The sequence below is a fragment of the Notoacmeibacter ruber genome (assembly GCF_003668555.1).
GTDB lineage: Bacteria > Pseudomonadota > Alphaproteobacteria > Rhizobiales > Rhizobiaceae > Notoacmeibacter > Notoacmeibacter ruber.
In genome coordinates, this window is the sequence record NZ_RCWN01000001.1 from 763,509 (window position 1) to 778,722 (window position 15,214).

Sequence of the window (15,214 nt, forward strand, 5' to 3'; positions counted from 1 at the left end):
TCATGTGATGGCTCCTCGGCCCTCAATGGTTTGTGTTGCCTCGACATACCAGTGAGGCTGGCGATGGCGAATGGCGTCGGCTGCGTCTTCCGCTACGGCGAGTGAAGGAAAAATCGCAAAGCAAGTTGCCCCGGAGCCTGTCATCCGCGCGAAAAGCGGTGCCTGACTTTCGAGTTCGGCTAGCGTGTCAGAGATGGACGGAGCCACCGCTATCGCAGCCGCCTCCAGATCGTTGCGCGTGCGGGAGAGCCAGCCGATGACCTGGTCGTACCCAGTTATCGCGGGCAGGGGTGGAAGAGGGGGATTGTCCGGCTTTTCCATTTTTCCGAAAACGTCGGCCGTCGAAACTTTTTCTCCGGAATTGACGAGAACGATCGCCAGAGAGGGCCAGCCTTCCACGGGTGTCAGTCTCTCGCCGATGCCGGCAGCGATAACCGTACGCGATTGAAGACACATCGGAATGTCTGCGCCGAGCGAAAGCGCGAATTTGGCCAAGCCGCCGTTGTCCGCATCAAGCGGAAGGTCCCATAGTTCGCTCAGGGCAAGAAGCGTTGCGGCGGCATCCGCGGACCCACCACCGAGGCCGGCGGCAACGGGAAGGTGCTTCTCCAGCCGGATTGCGACCGGCGGGCAGGCATCATCACCGAAATGGCTTCGCAGGAGGTCTCGCGCGCGCGGTTCCAGATTGTCGTTCCGCGCCGGCAGTGGGTCCCTGCCGGGCCCAACAACCTCGTAGCTGTCCGAAGCGGCGGGAACAATTGTCAGCCGGTCACCGGCGGACGCAAAGACAGCAAGCGTTTCGAGCATGTGAAAGCCATCGTCGCGACGGCCTGTCACATGCAGAGCAAGGTTGATTTTCGCAGGCGCAAGGATGCTTGCGGAGCCGCGGGGCGGCTCAGCATTCTGGAAGGGTGTCACTGTTTCAGGCGGTACTCACCGGTTTCGGGATCGCGAACCAGCGTGCCACGTGACTCGTCCGTCTTGTCTTCCGTATCGCGAAGCGTGCGTCCGACCCGGTCGCTTTCGTTCTGATACATCCTGTAGGCAGCGGCCGCGGCGACGCCCGCCAGAGCGGCAATGATCAGTTGCGGCATGCTCGTCTCCCGCCATGTTCGGTACCCGCTATCTTATGGCCGGATCGTGGCAAAAATTAAAGGCCGAATCGCTGCCAGAGAAGACGCTCCTGAGCTGTCTCGAAGAGGCCGTTCGCCAAAGCCGAGCCGGCCTGCGAGAAATCGTTGCGGAATGGCGAGATACGGCGTCCGAAAAGCCCACCAGATGGGGTGATCGGCTTCAGTTTGACCGAGTCACCATACTTTTCGCGTAAGACGGACCGGACGTCGCCGAGACCATCCACGAGACCGCGCGTCAGTGCGCCCTGTCCGGTCCAGAAGGCCCCGGTAAAGAGCTCGGGATCATCCGAAAGCTTCGTGCTGCGGCGCTCTTTGACCATCTCCTTGAAGACTTCGTGGATCTCGGCCTGAAGAGCCTTGATGCGTTCGATATCGTCTTCCTTGGCGGGTCGGAAGGGATCGAGGGTCACCTTGTTCTCGCCGGCGGTGTAGACTCGTCTTTCAATGCCCAGCTTCTCGATGGCTTCCGTGAAGCCGAACCCGGCATAGAGAACGCCGATCGATCCGACGATCGAGCTTGGGTCCGCATAAATCTCGTCTCCGGCAATGGCGATCATGTAGCCGCCCGACGCCGCCGCATCCTCGCAGAAGACGAGGACCGTCTTTTTCTTTTCTTCTGCAAGAGCCCGGATGCGCAGATAGATCTGACGGGATTGAACGGGAGAGCCACCGGGAGAATTGACGGCGATGGCGACCGCCGGCGCGCCTTTGATCGAGAAGGCTTTTTGCAGCAGCGGCGCGGCGGACGCGAATGACAGGCCCTGGCGAAGGGGAGAGCCGGAGGCTGCTGAAATCGCGCCTTGGAGGCGAACGACTGGAATCACCGTCTTGTCGGAGCGGAAACGGGCAGGGACAAGCGATTTCAGAATATTGGCCAAGTGGTTCTCCGTCGGTTCAATCTACGCTCTCATGTAGGAGCGGCTGAGAGTGTTCGCAAAGCGGCAGATTACCTAAAGCGAGAAGAGCCCGGCCTCGCCATTGATGAGGGCGTCGGCTTCTTCGGTGAAGGTGTTTCCCTCACCGTGAAGAATGAGAGGAGGAAAGACGCTGAGGGGTGCACGTGCATTTCTCTGTCCCCTTAGCACCAGGCGAATGGCCGGCGTATTGGCGCGCGGCTGAATAAAGCGAAGAACCAGACCGCCAAACCGGCCTTCCATCGCTTGGAGCGCCTGCTTGAGATGACGTGGCCGACAGATCAGCGCGCACCAGGCGCCGGCCCGTGCCGTGGCGGCTGCCGTTCGCGTCCATTGTTCCAGAAGGTCGGGTGTCATGACATGTGCGTCATGGCGGAGGGGATCCGCTGTGCGCCGGTCCGACGGGTCGTTGAAAGGCGGATTGAGGATGATTGCATCGGCGGAACTGTCGGCGAGGCCCATTTGCCGACGTTGCTCTCCTTTTGCGCCTGCATCGGCTGTGACGAGGGTAGCTCGATCGGCGACGTTCTCGTTTTGGGGTAGAGCGAGCGTTCGCTGTGCATATTCGACCATGACGGGAGCATTCTCCACCAGCATGGCCCGCGCCTGCGGACATCGCGCCAGAACGGCGAGGCCCGCAGCACCGCTCCCGGCGCCCAGATCGATGAGCGTGCCTGTAAAATGGAGCGGAAGGGCGCTTGCCAGAAGCATGGCGTCGAGACCGGCGCGATGGCCTCGCCCCTTGGGTTGGACGAGATAAAATCGGCCGCGATGGAAAGCGTCGAGCGTCGAATCGCCCGGCTCGTCAGTCGTCATCGATCCCAAGCTCGATATTCGCATCGGCCAGAAGACGTCTCGCGCGATCCATGTCGTCAGGCTCGATGAGGACCCGGCGAGGCAGGATCCCGAGCGATCCCTCCATCACCGACATGTTCTGATCTGCGACCATATACCGTATCCCCGCATCGCGAAGCAGCGCTTCGACATAGGAGAGTTCGACGGCATTGTTCGATCGGTACAGAATATCCATAGATCAACCTTTCGCAGACGCGTCTGTTGCGGGCAAGAGCGCTTCGCCATCCTTGCGCTTGGCATGGTCGCTGGATAAGGAACATGCCGAACTGGTCTTGGTCGATCCAATTGGGGTGACAGGTGAGTAATGAAAAGGCGCCGGACGTCGAGATGACGGTCGCTGGCTCGGTCGAGCCGCTTCTGAAGTTGACCGCCGACGCGATGAACGAGGTGAACGAACTGATCCTGTCGAAGGCAGGCTCGGACGTTGAACTGATCCCGGAAATTTCGAACTATCTCGTCACGGCTGGCGGCAAGCGGCTCCGCCCGATGCTGACCATCGCGAGTGCGTCGATCTTTGGCTACCGGGGCGATGACCACGTCAAGCTGGCGACGGCTGTGGAGTTCATGCACACTGCCACATTGCTGCATGACGATGTGGTCGACGAAAGCGATATGCGCCGTTCGCGCGCCACAGCCCGTCGCATCTGGGGCAATCAGGCGTCGGTTCTGGTGGGTGATTTCCTTCTGGGGCAGGCGTTCCGGCTGATGGTCGACGTGGGCTCGCTCGCCGCTCTGGACGTTCTCTCAACCGCGGCTTCCGTAATTGCGGAAGGCGAGGTCTGGCAGCTCTCGGCAGCACGCTCGATGGAAACAACCAAGCGCGATTATGAGGCTGTCATCCGTGCAAAGACGGCGGCGCTGTTCTCTTCGGCGGCCGAGGTGGGGCCGATCATCGCTGGTGCGAACGAACGCGAGCGTCTGGCCTTTCGCCAATATGGCGACGCTCTCGGCATGGCGTTCCAACTCGTCGACGATGCCCTCGATTACGGCGGATCGGCTGCCACACTCGGAAAGAATGTCGGCGACGATTTTCGTGAAGGCAAGGTCACGCTACCCGTGATTTTGGCCTACCAGGGCGGCAATGACGAAGACAGGGCGTTCTGGCGAGCCGCGATCGAGCAGGGACAGAACGATGAAGCGGCACTCGCCTCCGCCATCGAACGACTCGAGCGGACCTCGGCTGTCGAAAAGACCGTCGAGGAAGCGCGCCTGTACGGCGATAAAGCCCGGACCGCGCTCTCGGAATTGCCCGCAGGTCAGTGGCGCGATGCGCTGGACGAGGTCATCTCGTTTTGCATCGGCCGGGTGGTCTGAGAGACGTACGACCCGGCGTCGGGCGCTGTGCTCTCTACCGTAAAATGGCCATGCTTGCCGCGCAGGAATGGCCGGGTTGATTTGGAAGATGGGACAATCGATGACATCTTGGCACAGCCTTCGCCGCAAAGCCTTCCCCTTGCTACTCTCTGCACTCGTTGGAATGGGATGGGCGATGGCCGATCAGACGCATGTTCTGGCGGCGGCGACAGGCAAGGGCGACGACCAGCGTGTGGAAGTCCGCTCTCAGGCAGGCGCCTTTCTGGCTGCCCAGATCGCCTCTGAAGAGGGAGATCTCGACAGGTCCATCGATTATCTGCGCAAGGCGCTCAGTTTCGATCCCGGCGAGACGAAACTGCGTGTCAATCTGATGATGATGCTTCTGGCGCGCGGCAAGTTCGACGAGGCGATCGCCGAAGCCGAACGCCTGAAGGCGGTTCCGGAAGCGGAGCGTTTCGCGCGGCTGACGCTCGGCGTCGAGGCCATGCGCGGCAAGAACTTCAAGCGTGTCTCGTCCATTCTGGACGGTCATGCCGATGGAGATGATCTGGAGCGCCTCACGCAAGGCGTTCTCGGTGCGTGGGCCAAGGCCGGCAATGGAGATGTCGATGGGGCACTCTCCGGTTTGGAGGCGCTCGACGCCCAGCCCTGGTACGATCCGTTTACAACGCTTCACGCGGCCCTGATCGCCGATCTTCATAACCGTCCGGAAGCCGATGATCTGTATCGGTCTCTGCTCGATGACGATCAGGCCGCCGCTGGCGCCCCTGATATCTGGGTTCAGGGTGTCGCGTCCTACGCCAGCTGGCTGATCCGCGATGGCCGCAAGGACTTTGCCCGTTCGGTGATTTCGAGCGGCGAGGCAGTGGCGCCGCAGTTCATCGAATTTGCAGAGCTGCGCAAGAAACTCTCCGCAGGAAAGCGCCCTGAACGGTTCGTGAAATCCGTCCGCGAGGGCGCGGGTATTTATCTTTACGATCTCGGCATGGTTCTCAACCGTCCGGGTAGCGAAGCATTGACCCGGATCTACCTGCAACTGGCGCGCGCGCTCGCACCGCAGAACGGCACGATTCTGGTCCAGCTTGGCTTGACGGAAGAGCGCCTCGACTTCCCCCGCCGCGCAATCGAATATTACGATCAGGTCCCCAACTCGTCGCCGCTTCGCCGCATTGCCGATCTGCAATCCGGTTTGGCGCTTGCCGACGCCGAGGATTACGACTCTGCCGAAAAATCCCTGAAAGACGCGATCGAGCGCGACCCGTCCGAGCCACGCGCCTATCTTGCCTTGGGCGATATCTATGCACGCACCGAGCAGTTCGCGGAGGCCGCCGGACTCTATGATCAGGCGATCAACGCTCTTCAGGAGAGCGGAGAGGAAGCGGACTGGAATTTCTATTATCGCCGGGGCATGGCCTATGAGCGGTTGAAGGAATGGGACAAGGCCGAGCCGGACTTTCGCCGTGCCCTCCAGTTGGAGCCGGATCGCCCCGAAGTTCTCAACTATCTCGGCTATTCCCTGGTCGATCGCAATGAAAAGCTGGACGAAGGGCTGAATCTGATCCGCAAGGCGGTCGATGCGCGGCCGGATGCAGGCTTCATTGTCGATTCGCTGGGGTGGGCCTATTACCGTCTCGGCCGGTATGAGGATGCCGTTCGCGAATTGGAGCGAGCCATCGCACTGATCCCCGAAGATCCGACGGTCAACGATCACCTCGGTGATGCCTATTGGCAGGTCGGCCGCAAACTCGAAGCCCACTATCAGTGGAATGCCGCCCTCGCCGCGGTCGAGGCGATGGAAAAACCGGACGAAAAACTGCGCGCCGCCATTCAGGAAAAGCAGGCCGACGGTCTGCCGGATGAAGCTCCATCGCAGAAGGCGGACGCCTCGGAAGCTACGGCAGAACCAGAAGCAGCCGCCAATTAGTGCTTTGCACTGCGGCTTTCGGTGCGCGGCGCTTGATTACGGGGGGGACCGCCACTAGGGTCCGCGTCGATTTCCAGACAGGCTGACGGACTTCTCGTGACTGCATCACATCTCGATCCGACGCGCTCCTTTCAGGGGCTTATCCTTACGCTGCACGACTATTGGGCTAAGCAGGGCTGCGCGATTTTGCAGCCCTACGACATGGAGGTCGGGGCCGGGACGTTCCATCCGGCGACCACATTGCGCGCGCTTGGTCCGAAGCGCTGGAAAGCGGCCTATGTGCAGCCCTCCCGCCGTCCGAAGGATGGCCGCTATGGCGAGAACCCGAACCGCCTTCAGCATTATTATCAGTATCAGGTGATCCTGAAGCCCAATCCGACCAATTTGCAGGAGCTTTATCTCGGCAGTCTGGAGGCGATCGGCATCGACCCGCTGCTGCACGATATCCGTTTCGTGGAAGATGACTGGGAAAGCCCGACGCTCGGTGCATGGGGCCTGGGCTGGGAATGCTGGTGCGACGGTATGGAAGTCAGCCAGTTCACCTATTTCCAGCAGGTCTGTGGGATCGAATGCGCGCCGGTTGCGGGCGAACTGACCTATGGCCTCGAGCGCATTGCCATGTATGTCCAGAATGTCGACAACGTCTACGATCTCAACTTCAACGGCGGCGAAGGCGACGACAAGGTCACCTACGGCGACGTCTTCCTGCAGGCTGAGCAGGAATATTCACGCTACAATTTCGAGATCGCCAATACCGATGTGCTGCGCCGGCATTTTGAGGATGCGGAAGCCGAATGCGCGGCAATTCTCGCGGCGGGAAGCCCGGAAGGCGAGGGCGGTCTGCATCGCTGCGTCCTGCCGGCCTATGACCAGTGCATCAAGGCCAGTCACGTCTTCAACCTGCTGGATGCACGGGGCGTGATCTCCGTCACCGATCGGCAGAGCTATATTCTGCGTGTCCGCAACCTCGCCCGCCAGTGCGGCGAAGCCTTTCTCAAAACGGAAGCGGGCGGCGCCAATATGCCGGCCTAACGCCCTCCATTCGTGTTTCTGAGACAGCAATCTGCTGGAGCTTGTTCTTTTTAAGCGCCACAGTCGACGCCGAGAGAAGGGAGCACTCATGAACGATACCCCGAAGACGCTGCTACAGCATGTGAACGCGGTCTGGCCCCCGGCCAAGCTGGATGCAGCGGTGTTGATTTCTATCGATGTTCAGAACGAATATGTGACGGGCAAGCTGCCTCTTGCCGGGGTGGAGCAGGCCATCGAACGGGTCGCGGCATTGCTGGAATCAGCGAGGAAGGCCGGTACGCCGATCATCCATATCCAGCACCGTGGCGGAGCCGGTGGCCTTTTCGATCCCGCGACGGATTCTTTCGATATCCACGAGAAGGCCGCACCGGCAGAGGGCGAGGCCGTCGTCGAAAAATCGCTTCCGAACAGTTTTGCCGGAACCGAACTTGCGGAGCGGCTGGAGGCGACGGGCCGGAAGGAACTGATCCTTTGCGGGTTCATGACCCATATGTGCGTTTCGGCAACCGCCCGGTCCGCGCTGGATCACGGCTATCGCTCCACCATCGTTTCTGATGCGTGCGCGACGCGCGATCTTCCGTCGCCTCATGGCGGGATTGTTGCGGCGAAGATGCTCCACGAGGCAGAACTGGCAGCTCTTTCGGATCGTTTCGCCGCCATTGCCCCGACGGCGGATTTCTGCTGATTTCGCAACCGTGACACTGAACTTCCAACTCGATCATCTCGCAATCGCAGCGGCCGATCTCGCATCGGGCGTCGATTTCGTTCGAGAGCGGCTTGGCGTCGATATTCCGGCCGGCGGCGCTCATCCCAAAATGAGTACGCACAATCATCTCATGCGGCTCGGCGAGACCGAGTTTCTGGAAGTCATCGCCGCCGATCCTTCTACGCCGGCCCCTCAGCAGCCGCGCTGGTATGCGATTGATCGCAATGGCGACCGTCCGCCGCGCCTTGCGACCTGGATCTTGAGCACAAACGATATCGAGGCGGCTTGCGCCGTCCTGCCGCGTTCGATCGGCGCGCCGATGACGGTTAGTCGCGGCGCGCTGACCTGGCAGATCACGGTCCCGGACGACGGCTCGATGCCGTTCGAGGGCGCCTTTCCGACCATCATCCAGTGGCCGGACGGCAAGGTTCCGGGTGCCGCGATGGCCGACCGTGGCTGCCGCCTGTCGCAGCTTGTCGTCACTCACCCTCTCGCGGGATATGTCGAAACGCTTCTGAAGCCGCATTTTCAGGATGAACGGATCGTCTTTCGCGAAGGCGTCACGATCAGTCTGGAAGCCGCCATCGAGACACCAAGCGGTCTGCGTCTCGTTTCCTGAGAGCTGGCTCAGGAGACACCGGCATAGCCACAGATGACTTGCATTTGCACGGGCGGCATGGTGCAAGGCAGCCAATTCAATCTCAGTGATCGATCCTATCCATGCCTGACCTTCTTCTCGAACTCCGCTCCGAAGAGATGCTCGCCACGCCGGAGGCCCGGAGACGCCTGGCGACGAGGACCGACAAGCAAGGATCAGCATGCGGGCTGATGGAGTACGCTCATGCCTGACCTTCTTCTCGAACTTCGCTCCGAAGAGATTCCCGCACGCATGCAGCGCAAGGCTGCTGGTGATCTCAAGAAGATGGTCACCGACGCGCTGGTCGATGCGGGCCTGACCTATGAAGGCGCGGCGGAGCATTGGACACCGCGCCGGCTGGCGCTCGATATTCGCGGCCTGACGGCCCGTTCCGCCGATGTGCGCGAGGAGCGCAAAGGTCCGCGCACCGATGCGCCGGAAAAGGCGATTGCAGGATTTTTGCGTGGGGCAGGGCTCGCAAGCATCGATCAGGCGGACGTGAAGACGGACCCGAAAAAGGGTGATTTCTACGTCGCGGTCATCGAGAAGCCGGGGCGTCCGGCAGATGAGATCATCGCCGAAATGATGCCCGGCATCATCCGCTCGTTTCCCTGGCCGAAATCGATGCGCTGGGGTCCGGCCTCGGGTCCGCAGGGCACGATCTATAACAGCATCGAAGGCCGTGGCGGCGAGACCTTGCGCTGGGTTCGTCCGCTTCAGTCGATTCTCTGCACCTTCGGCCCGGAAACCGAGGACCCCGTCGTCGTCGGATTTGAGGTCGACGCGCTCCGCGCCGCCAACACGACCGTCGGTCACCGCTTCCATGCGGGCGGCGAAATCACGGTGCGCCGTTTCGACGATTATGTGAGCAAGCTCGAAAAGGCCAATGTGGTTCTTTCCGCCGAGCGGCGGAAGGATATCATCCTGCACGACGCCAAGGACCTGGCGTTCGCCAACGGTCTCGAACTGGTCGAGGATGAGGGCCTGCTGGAAGAAGTGTCCGGCCTCGTCGAATGGCCGGTCGTCCTGATGGGAGAGTTCGAGAACGAATATCTCGAGATCCCCGATGAGGTCATCCGTCTGACGATCAAGACGAACCAGAAATGCTTCGTCACGCGCGGGCCGGACGGCAAGCTCTCCAACAAATTCATCCTCGTTTCGAATATCGATGCGAAGGATGGCGGCAAGGACATCGCGCACGGCAATGGCAAGGTGGTGCGTGCGCGCCTCGCCGACGCGCTTTATTTCTGGCGCACCGATCAGCAGGATTTACCGGACCTTGCCGATCTGAAAGAGAGCGCGGAGAGCCTTGACCTCGATCTGACAAAGCCGCTCGACCAGCGCATGGCGCGCCTCGATCATCTGAACGTTACCTTCCATGCGAAGCTCGGCACGCAGGGCGAGCGGGTTCGCCGCATCGCCGCGCTGGCGGAAGAACTGGCCCCCATCGTCGGCGCCGATCCGGCAAAGGCGCGCCGCGCCGCGCTTCTTTCCAAGGCCGATCTGCAGACGGAAGTGGTGCAGGAGTTTCCGGAAGTGCAGGGCGCGATGGGCAAGACCTATGCGCTTCTGCAGGGCGAAGACGAGAGTGTCGCAACCGCCATCGAGGATCATTACCGCCCGCAGGGGCCGAGCGATGCCGTGCCGACCGATCCGGTCGCCATTGCCGTGGCACTCGCCGACAAGCTCGACACGCTGACCGGCTTCTGGGCGATCGACGAAAAGCCGACCGGCTCGAAAGATCCTTACGCGCTTAGACGAGCGGCGCTGGGCGTGATCCGGATTGTCGCGGAAAATGACGTTCGTCTAAGCTGGTGGCCTGGCTTCGTGGTTGCGGGACGACGCATCATGGCACAGATGTTGAAGACAGCATATCGAGAGAAGGTTTCCCTGCCGATCAGCGATTTGCAATCAAAATTTGTAGAGACGTTGGGAGAATTGAGCGCTGTTTCACAGCGAGCCACTTCTGTTCTTGAAGACCAAAACCTAAATGTGGCTCCTCAAGATTGGGAAGTCGAACGCGCAAACGACCTCCTCTCCTTCTTCCACGACCGTCTGAAGGTCTACCTCCGTGATCAAGGTGCGCGGCACGATCTGATCGATGCCGTCATCACACCGGAGAGCGACGATCTCCTGCTGATCATTCGCCGCGTTCAGGCCCTCGGCAATTTCCTTGGCACCGAGGAAGGTCAGAACCTCCTCGCCGGCACCAAGCGCGCAACGAATATCCTCGCCAAGGCAGAGCATGAAGGCCTGTCATTCGATCAGGCTGTCGATCCGTCGCTCTTCGAGCAGGATGAAGAGCGGGCGCTGTTCGAGGCGCTGGAAACACAAGAAAAAGCGGCGGCAGCGGCAATCGAAAGCGAAGACTACGAGAAGGCTTTGACCGCCTTGTCCCAGCTTCGCCAGCCGATTGACGCGTTCTTCGATTCGGTGATGGTCAATGCGGAGATCGCGTCCGTGCGCGGCAATCGCCTCGCACTCCTCAGCCGCATTCGCAATGCGACTGGCCAGATGGCGGATTTCTCGAAAATCAGCGGCTGAGGTCGGGTGGTGGCGCAGGGCCTTCGACCGAAAGCCGGGCCGCACATTACGGGAAGGCCAGGGCAGATCGTCGCTGCAGAGTGATATCGGTCTAGAGGCGCATCTCCAGATCGGAGAATTCTGGTGGCGTAGGACCGTCCGCCGCCGCGGCTTCGCTGTCGGCTGTGGCGGGATCGTTTTCTTCCGGCACTTCGACGATCTCGGGTGCGGGGTCTTGCTCCGGGTTCTCGCGGTTTGAGTTTGCAGGCTCTTCCACTTCGGACGCGGCTGCCGCAGCGTCGCCGCGAATGATCTCGACCCCGCTTTCGCTGGACGTGTCGCCCTCGTCGGCAGCCCCGGCCTGATCCTCGGTTTCGCCGTCCGGCAGGGCGGCAGTCGTCTGCGCGTCGACACCACCAGCGGGCATCTCCGGCGATTGAGCCATCCGCTCGGCTTCTTTCTCTGCTTCCGCAGCGGCCATCAAGGCGCGGCGCTGCTTGGCGCGCTGCTGGGCAAGCACGGGGCCGAGCGCGTTTTCCGACGGAATACCGATGACATCGTCCAGGCTGCCGGCCTGCTGCATGTCCGGGTCTTCGTAGAGATCGCTTGGCATGATTGGCCGCAGCGTTTCGGGCTGTTGCGGCTCCGGTTCAGCCGGCTTCCATCCTTCAGGCTTGACCAGCGTGATGGATGGAGACTGATATTCATACACGTATCCGCCCGGCCCGTTTTCCGTCTGCGCATGAGAGACGGTCACGCCCCACAGGGCCGTGGTCGAGACTGTGGCGATGGCAAGGCGATGGAACATGGCACTTTTCCTCATGGTGCCGTTGTGCCATGCCCACCCTTTCATCGAGGTTGGCAAACCGGGTTAACAGGCGGTTAAGACCGTGCGTTGCGTAGCGCAGAAGTTGAGGATAGGCCGTTCGTATGGACACATCTGACGACCAGAGCAGACCAGTTATCCTGCGGGAAGATGCGCCGGGCAGCGTTGAACGGGCCTGCCATGCGCTGGATGCCGGCGAACTCGTGGCCCTGCCGACGGAAACGGTCTACGGCCTGGCAGCCGACGCCGCCAATGGAGAGGCTGTCGCGGCGATCTTTGCCGCCAAGGGGCGGCCTCGCTTCAATCCTCTGATCGCTCATGTCGATGGCTGGGAAATGGCCGATCGCCTTGCGATGTTCGATCCTCTTTCGGCAAGTCTCGCCAGTGCGTTCTGGCCGGGCGCGCTGACATTGGTTCTCCCCCGGCGGGATGATGCCCCCATTCATGATCTGGTCACTGCTGGCCAGCCGACCATCGCGATAAGGCAGCCACGCGGCTTCGCGGCAAAAGTCATCGCCGCGCTGGGTCGCCCCCTCGCGGCACCGAGCGCCAACCGGTCGGGCCGGATATCCGGAACGGATGCGGCGACGGTCGCCGATGACCTCGGCGCTTCGCTCGCCCTCGTTATTGACGGCGGTGCGCCGCCCGTCGGCGTTGAATCCACGATCGTCAAGGTAGAAGACGGCGCGATCACGATTCTTAGGCCGGGCGGGGTGACGGCAGACGAACTGGCAAATTTCGGAGAAGTGCGCCGCGCCGGCGATGGTGCCGCCATCGAAGCGCCCGGCATGCTGAAATCACATTATGCGCCCGGTGCGGCCATGCGGCTGGATATTGACGAAGTTCGGGACGGCGAGGCGCTTCTGGCTTTCGGGCCGGACCGGGTGCCGGGCGCGGAACATGCTGTTGCGGTGGAGAATCTGAGTGACGTCGGTGATCTTCGGCAGGCGGCGGCGCGCCTCTTTGCCGCAATGCGGGTGCTTGATGGCGCCGGCGCGGCGACGATAGCCGTTGAGCCGATCCCTGAGACCGGTCTGGGGGAGGCGATACGCGACCGCCTCGCCCGTGCCGCCGCACCGAGGCAGGAGGATAGCCGGGCATGAGCGTTACGCGGGAGCTGATCGAACGTTTTGCGACCGTTGTGGGCGACAAGAATGCGCTGCGTGACGAAGCGGACACCGCCGCTTACGGTCATGAACTGCGCAAGCTCTTTAAAGGAAGAACGCCTCTCGTCCTGCGGCCCGGTTCCGTCGGTGAGGTTGCCGCGATCCTCAAGCTGGCAACGGAAATGGGCACGCCGGTCGTGCCGCAGGGCGGCAATACGGGCCTTGTCGGAGGCCAGACACCAGATGATAGCGGCACCCAAATCGTTCTGTCACTTTCCCGCCTGGCGGCCATACGGGAACTTGATGAGGACGCCGGCACAATGACCGTGGAAGCCGGGGCAATCCTCCAGACCGTTCAGGAGAGGGCGGCCGACAAGGGCTTTCTCTTCCCTCTTTCCATCGCCAGCCAGGGCTCGGCCCAGATCGGCGGCATCCTTTCCACCAATGCCGGCGGGGTCAATGTGCTGGCCTATGGCAATGCGCGCGATCTTTGCCTCGGCGTCGAAGTGGTTCTTCCGACCGGCGAGGTGATGCACGACCTGAAAAAGCTGCGTAAGGACAATACGGGCTATGATCTGAAAAGCCTCTTCATCGGTGCGGAGGGAACGCTCGGCGTTATCACCGCGGCGGTTCTGAAGCTGGTTCCGCAGCCCCGGGGCCGGCAGGTTGCATGGGCTGGTGTCAGCGATCCCGCTGCCGCCTTGCATCTCCTCCGCCGTTCCACGGCTGCTGCTGGCGGATCGCTGAGCGCTTTCGAACTGATGGCTGACAGCGCGGTGCGACTGGCCGAAAAGCATATGTCCGGCGTTCGAGTGCCGATCCAGAGCGACACGCCCTGGCATGTGCTGATCGAGATATCCTCTGGCAGGAGTGAAGAGGAAGCGCGGTCACTGGCCGAAGAAATCCTTGGCGCTGCGCTTGAGGACGACGTTGTCTCCGACGCCGCGCTGGCCGCATCGATCGCGCAGGGCGCATCATTTTGGCAGGTCCGCGAGACGATCCCCGACGCGCAGCGTGTCGAGGGCGCTTCGATCAAGCACGATATCTCGGTCCCGCTTTCTGACATTCCGGCTTTTATAGAAGAAGCCGGGCGTGTGGTGGCGCGTGAGGTACCCGAAGGCCGGCTTATGTGTTTCGGCCATATGGGTGACGGCAATCTGCACTTTAACGTGCAAGGACCCGCGGGAGCGGGCGAGGAATTTCTCGCCAAATGGAAGGCGCTGAACACCGCCGTTCATGCGGTGGTACGCCGCTATGAGGGCTCCTTCGCGGCGGAACACGGCATTGGCAAATTGAAGCGGGACGAGCTCGGCGAGACCGCCGATCCTGTCAGCCTCGAAATCATGCGTCGGATCAAGCGGACGCTCGATCCCGCGAAAATCATGAACCCCGGCAAGCTGATCTGACCGGCGTCTATCGTTAAGGTGTTCTTTCCAGGGACTGTCCTGTTTGGTTTTCTGTAACCCTGTGGTTCGCTTAGGTTTTGTTCACCGTTCCTCTTAAGAGGCTTTCGGTCTTCCTTCCCGTATCTTCTGCCCATCGACGCCGCAAAAGACGGTGCGCACGAACTTCCGGGCAGTTGCCCGACGATTGGATCGGAAGTCTTACAGGGAACGCCAATATGAAGAACATCGCCGATCGGATGATCGCACAAAGGGAAGAGATCGCCAGCCTCCGGCTCGATCCTTTTCATCTGCCCCAGACCGTGAGCTGCGGTTACGACGAAAATGGTGAGCCGGTCAGCTTCACCGTGTACGAAAAGGGTGTCGTCGCAAGGCGCGTTCTGGAAAAGAGCGGCCTGCCGCTTTCCATGATGATCGGCCTGACGGCGTTTCGTGGCGTTGCCGCAGAAGCCCGGGAACTTGAAGGCGGCCGGATCGACGTGACGCTGAAGCTGCTCCACGACGACCCGAACCTGACAATCCCGCTGCTCATCGCCGACAATCTCGACGACGTTGCCGCTGATTGGCATTTGTGGTCAGAAAAGCTCGGGCTTCCTATGCTTCTCATCGAATCCGACGGCGTGGCGCGCACGCTTGAGGAGAGCCTTGGCGCGGTGAAGAAATCGCAGCCGAGCCAGCGCCGCGCGGGTCGTTCCACCCGTGCGCGTCGGCCGCGATTTCTTGCCCGCCGCCGAACGGGTTCGATGGGTGTCCGACTTCTGGTCGATGGTCAGGAAATCATAGCGCGCGGCTGAGCGATCGCGCTTTCAAGAGCATTCCGGCGGGCGGTTCCATGATCGGA

General features: G+C 61.4%; 15 protein-coding genes. 9 read left to right on the forward strand and 6 right to left on the reverse strand.

The features are described from left to right. The 5 genes from D8780_RS03575 to D8780_RS03595 form a co-directional block, all read right to left on the reverse strand. Window positions 1-918, reverse strand: coding sequence for a 4-(cytidine 5'-diphospho)-2-C-methyl-D-erythritol kinase (locus tag D8780_RS03575; RefSeq protein WP_121644388.1), 918 nt, complete (start codon window positions 916-918; stop codon window positions 1-3). Next, window positions 915-1,094, reverse strand: a complete 180-nt coding sequence (locus D8780_RS03580) for a hypothetical protein (protein WP_121644389.1) — start codon at window positions 1,092-1,094, stop codon at window positions 915-917. The genes D8780_RS03575 and D8780_RS03580 overlap by 4 nt, the downstream gene beginning before the upstream one ends. A 56-nt stretch (window positions 1,095-1,150) precedes the next feature. Beyond that, window positions 1,151-2,011, reverse strand: coding sequence for a S49 family peptidase (locus tag D8780_RS03585; protein WP_121644390.1), 861 nt, complete (start codon window positions 2,009-2,011; stop codon window positions 1,151-1,153). A 72-nt stretch (window positions 2,012-2,083) separates the two neighbouring features. Beyond that, complete coding sequence (locus D8780_RS03590) at window positions 2,084-2,863, reverse strand: tRNA1(Val) (adenine(37)-N6)-methyltransferase (RefSeq protein ID WP_121644391.1); 780 nt, start codon at window positions 2,861-2,863, stop codon at window positions 2,084-2,086. Further along, complete coding sequence (locus D8780_RS03595) at window positions 2,853-3,077, reverse strand: putative signal transducing protein (protein WP_121644392.1); 225 nt, start codon at window positions 3,075-3,077, stop codon at window positions 2,853-2,855. Before D8780_RS03595 ends, D8780_RS03590 begins: the two co-directional genes overlap by 11 nt. Window positions 3,078-3,229: 152 nt before the next feature. Between D8780_RS03595 and D8780_RS03600 the strand changes: the two genes are divergently transcribed. The 6 genes from D8780_RS03600 to glyS all read left to right on the forward strand — a co-directional run bounded on the left by D8780_RS03600 (window position 3,230) and on the right by glyS (window position 11,059). Next, window positions 3,230-4,216, forward strand: coding sequence for a polyprenyl synthetase family protein (locus D8780_RS03600; RefSeq protein ID WP_121644393.1), 987 nt, complete (start codon window positions 3,230-3,232; stop codon window positions 4,214-4,216). A gap of 100 nt (window positions 4,217-4,316) precedes the next feature. Beyond that, window positions 4,317-6,140, forward strand: a complete 1,824-nt coding sequence (locus tag D8780_RS03605; protein ID WP_281004558.1) for a tetratricopeptide repeat protein — start codon at window positions 4,317-4,319, stop codon at window positions 6,138-6,140. A gap of 96 nt (window positions 6,141-6,236) precedes the next feature. Then, a complete protein-coding gene (locus tag D8780_RS03610; RefSeq protein ID WP_121644395.1) occupies window positions 6,237-7,172 on the forward strand; it encodes a glycine--tRNA ligase subunit alpha in 936 nt (311 codons plus the stop codon). Window positions 7,173-7,260: 88 nt separating this feature from the next. Next, window positions 7,261-7,857 (forward strand): cysteine hydrolase family protein, encoded by a 597-nt coding sequence (locus D8780_RS03615; protein ID WP_121644396.1) that lies wholly within the window; start codon window positions 7,261-7,263, stop codon window positions 7,855-7,857. A gap of 10 nt (window positions 7,858-7,867) precedes the next feature. Next, window positions 7,868-8,497, forward strand: coding sequence for a VOC family protein (locus tag D8780_RS03620; RefSeq protein WP_199699549.1), 630 nt, complete (start codon window positions 7,868-7,870; stop codon window positions 8,495-8,497). Between the two features lie 222 nt (window positions 8,498-8,719). After that, complete coding sequence (gene glyS / locus D8780_RS03625) at window positions 8,720-11,059, forward strand: glycine--tRNA ligase subunit beta (protein WP_121644397.1); 2,340 nt, start codon at window positions 8,720-8,722, stop codon at window positions 11,057-11,059. Window positions 11,060-11,150: 91 nt separating this feature from the next. On the opposite strand, the gene D8780_RS03630 is transcribed toward glyS, so the two are convergent. Next, a complete protein-coding gene (locus tag D8780_RS03630) occupies window positions 11,151-11,846 on the reverse strand; it encodes a hypothetical protein (RefSeq protein ID WP_121644398.1) in 696 nt (231 codons plus the stop codon). 122 nt (window positions 11,847-11,968) lie between these two features. On the opposite strand from D8780_RS03630, the gene D8780_RS03635 reads away from it, so the two are divergent. The 3 genes from D8780_RS03635 (at window position 11,969) to D8780_RS03645 (ending at window position 15,167) form a co-directional block, all read left to right on the forward strand. Further along, a complete protein-coding gene (locus tag D8780_RS03635; protein WP_121644399.1) occupies window positions 11,969-12,967 on the forward strand; it encodes an L-threonylcarbamoyladenylate synthase in 999 nt (332 codons plus the stop codon). Next, window positions 12,964-14,376, forward strand: coding sequence for an FAD-binding oxidoreductase (locus tag D8780_RS03640; protein WP_121644400.1), 1,413 nt, complete (start codon window positions 12,964-12,966; stop codon window positions 14,374-14,376). The genes D8780_RS03635 and D8780_RS03640 overlap by 4 nt, the downstream gene beginning before the upstream one ends. A 215-nt stretch (window positions 14,377-14,591) precedes the next feature. Then, the gene (locus D8780_RS03645) at window positions 14,592-15,167 is read left to right on the forward strand and encodes a DUF6101 family protein (protein ID WP_245412246.1); all 576 of its coding nucleotides are present in this window, start codon (window positions 14,592-14,594) and stop codon (window positions 15,165-15,167) included. Window positions 15,168-15,214 lie beyond the last annotated feature (47 nt).

Bases quoted from the DNA above. Each gene is read 5' to 3' on its own strand.
- D8780_RS03580 (WP_121644389.1), bottom strand. From the start codon at position 1,094: ATGCCGCAACTGATCATTGCCGCTCTGGCGGGCGTCGCCGCGGCCGCT.
- D8780_RS03590 (WP_121644391.1), bottom strand. From the start codon at position 2,863: ATGACGACTGACGAGCCGGGCGATTCGACGCTCGACGCTTTCCATCGC.
- D8780_RS03595 (WP_121644392.1), bottom strand. From the start codon at position 3,077: ATGGATATTCTGTACCGATCGAACAATGCCGTCGAACTCTCCTATGTC.
- D8780_RS03600 (WP_121644393.1), top strand. From the start codon at position 3,230: ATGACGGTCGCTGGCTCGGTCGAGCCGCTTCTGAAGTTGACCGCCGAC.
- D8780_RS03605 (WP_281004558.1), top strand. From the start codon at position 4,317: ATGACATCTTGGCACAGCCTTCGCCGCAAAGCCTTCCCCTTGCTACTC.
- D8780_RS03615 (WP_121644396.1), top strand. From the start codon at position 7,261: ATGAACGATACCCCGAAGACGCTGCTACAGCATGTGAACGCGGTCTGG.
- glyS (WP_121644397.1), top strand. From the start codon at position 8,720: ATGCCTGACCTTCTTCTCGAACTTCGCTCCGAAGAGATTCCCGCACGC.
- D8780_RS03630 (WP_121644398.1), bottom strand. From the start codon at position 11,846: ATGTTCCATCGCCTTGCCATCGCCACAGTCTCGACCACGGCCCTGTGG.
- D8780_RS03635 (WP_121644399.1), top strand. From the start codon at position 11,969: ATGGACACATCTGACGACCAGAGCAGACCAGTTATCCTGCGGGAAGAT.
- D8780_RS03640 (WP_121644400.1), top strand. From the start codon at position 12,964: ATGAGCGTTACGCGGGAGCTGATCGAACGTTTTGCGACCGTTGTGGGC.
- D8780_RS03645 (WP_245412246.1), top strand. From the start codon at position 14,592: ATGAAGAACATCGCCGATCGGATGATCGCACAAAGGGAAGAGATCGCC.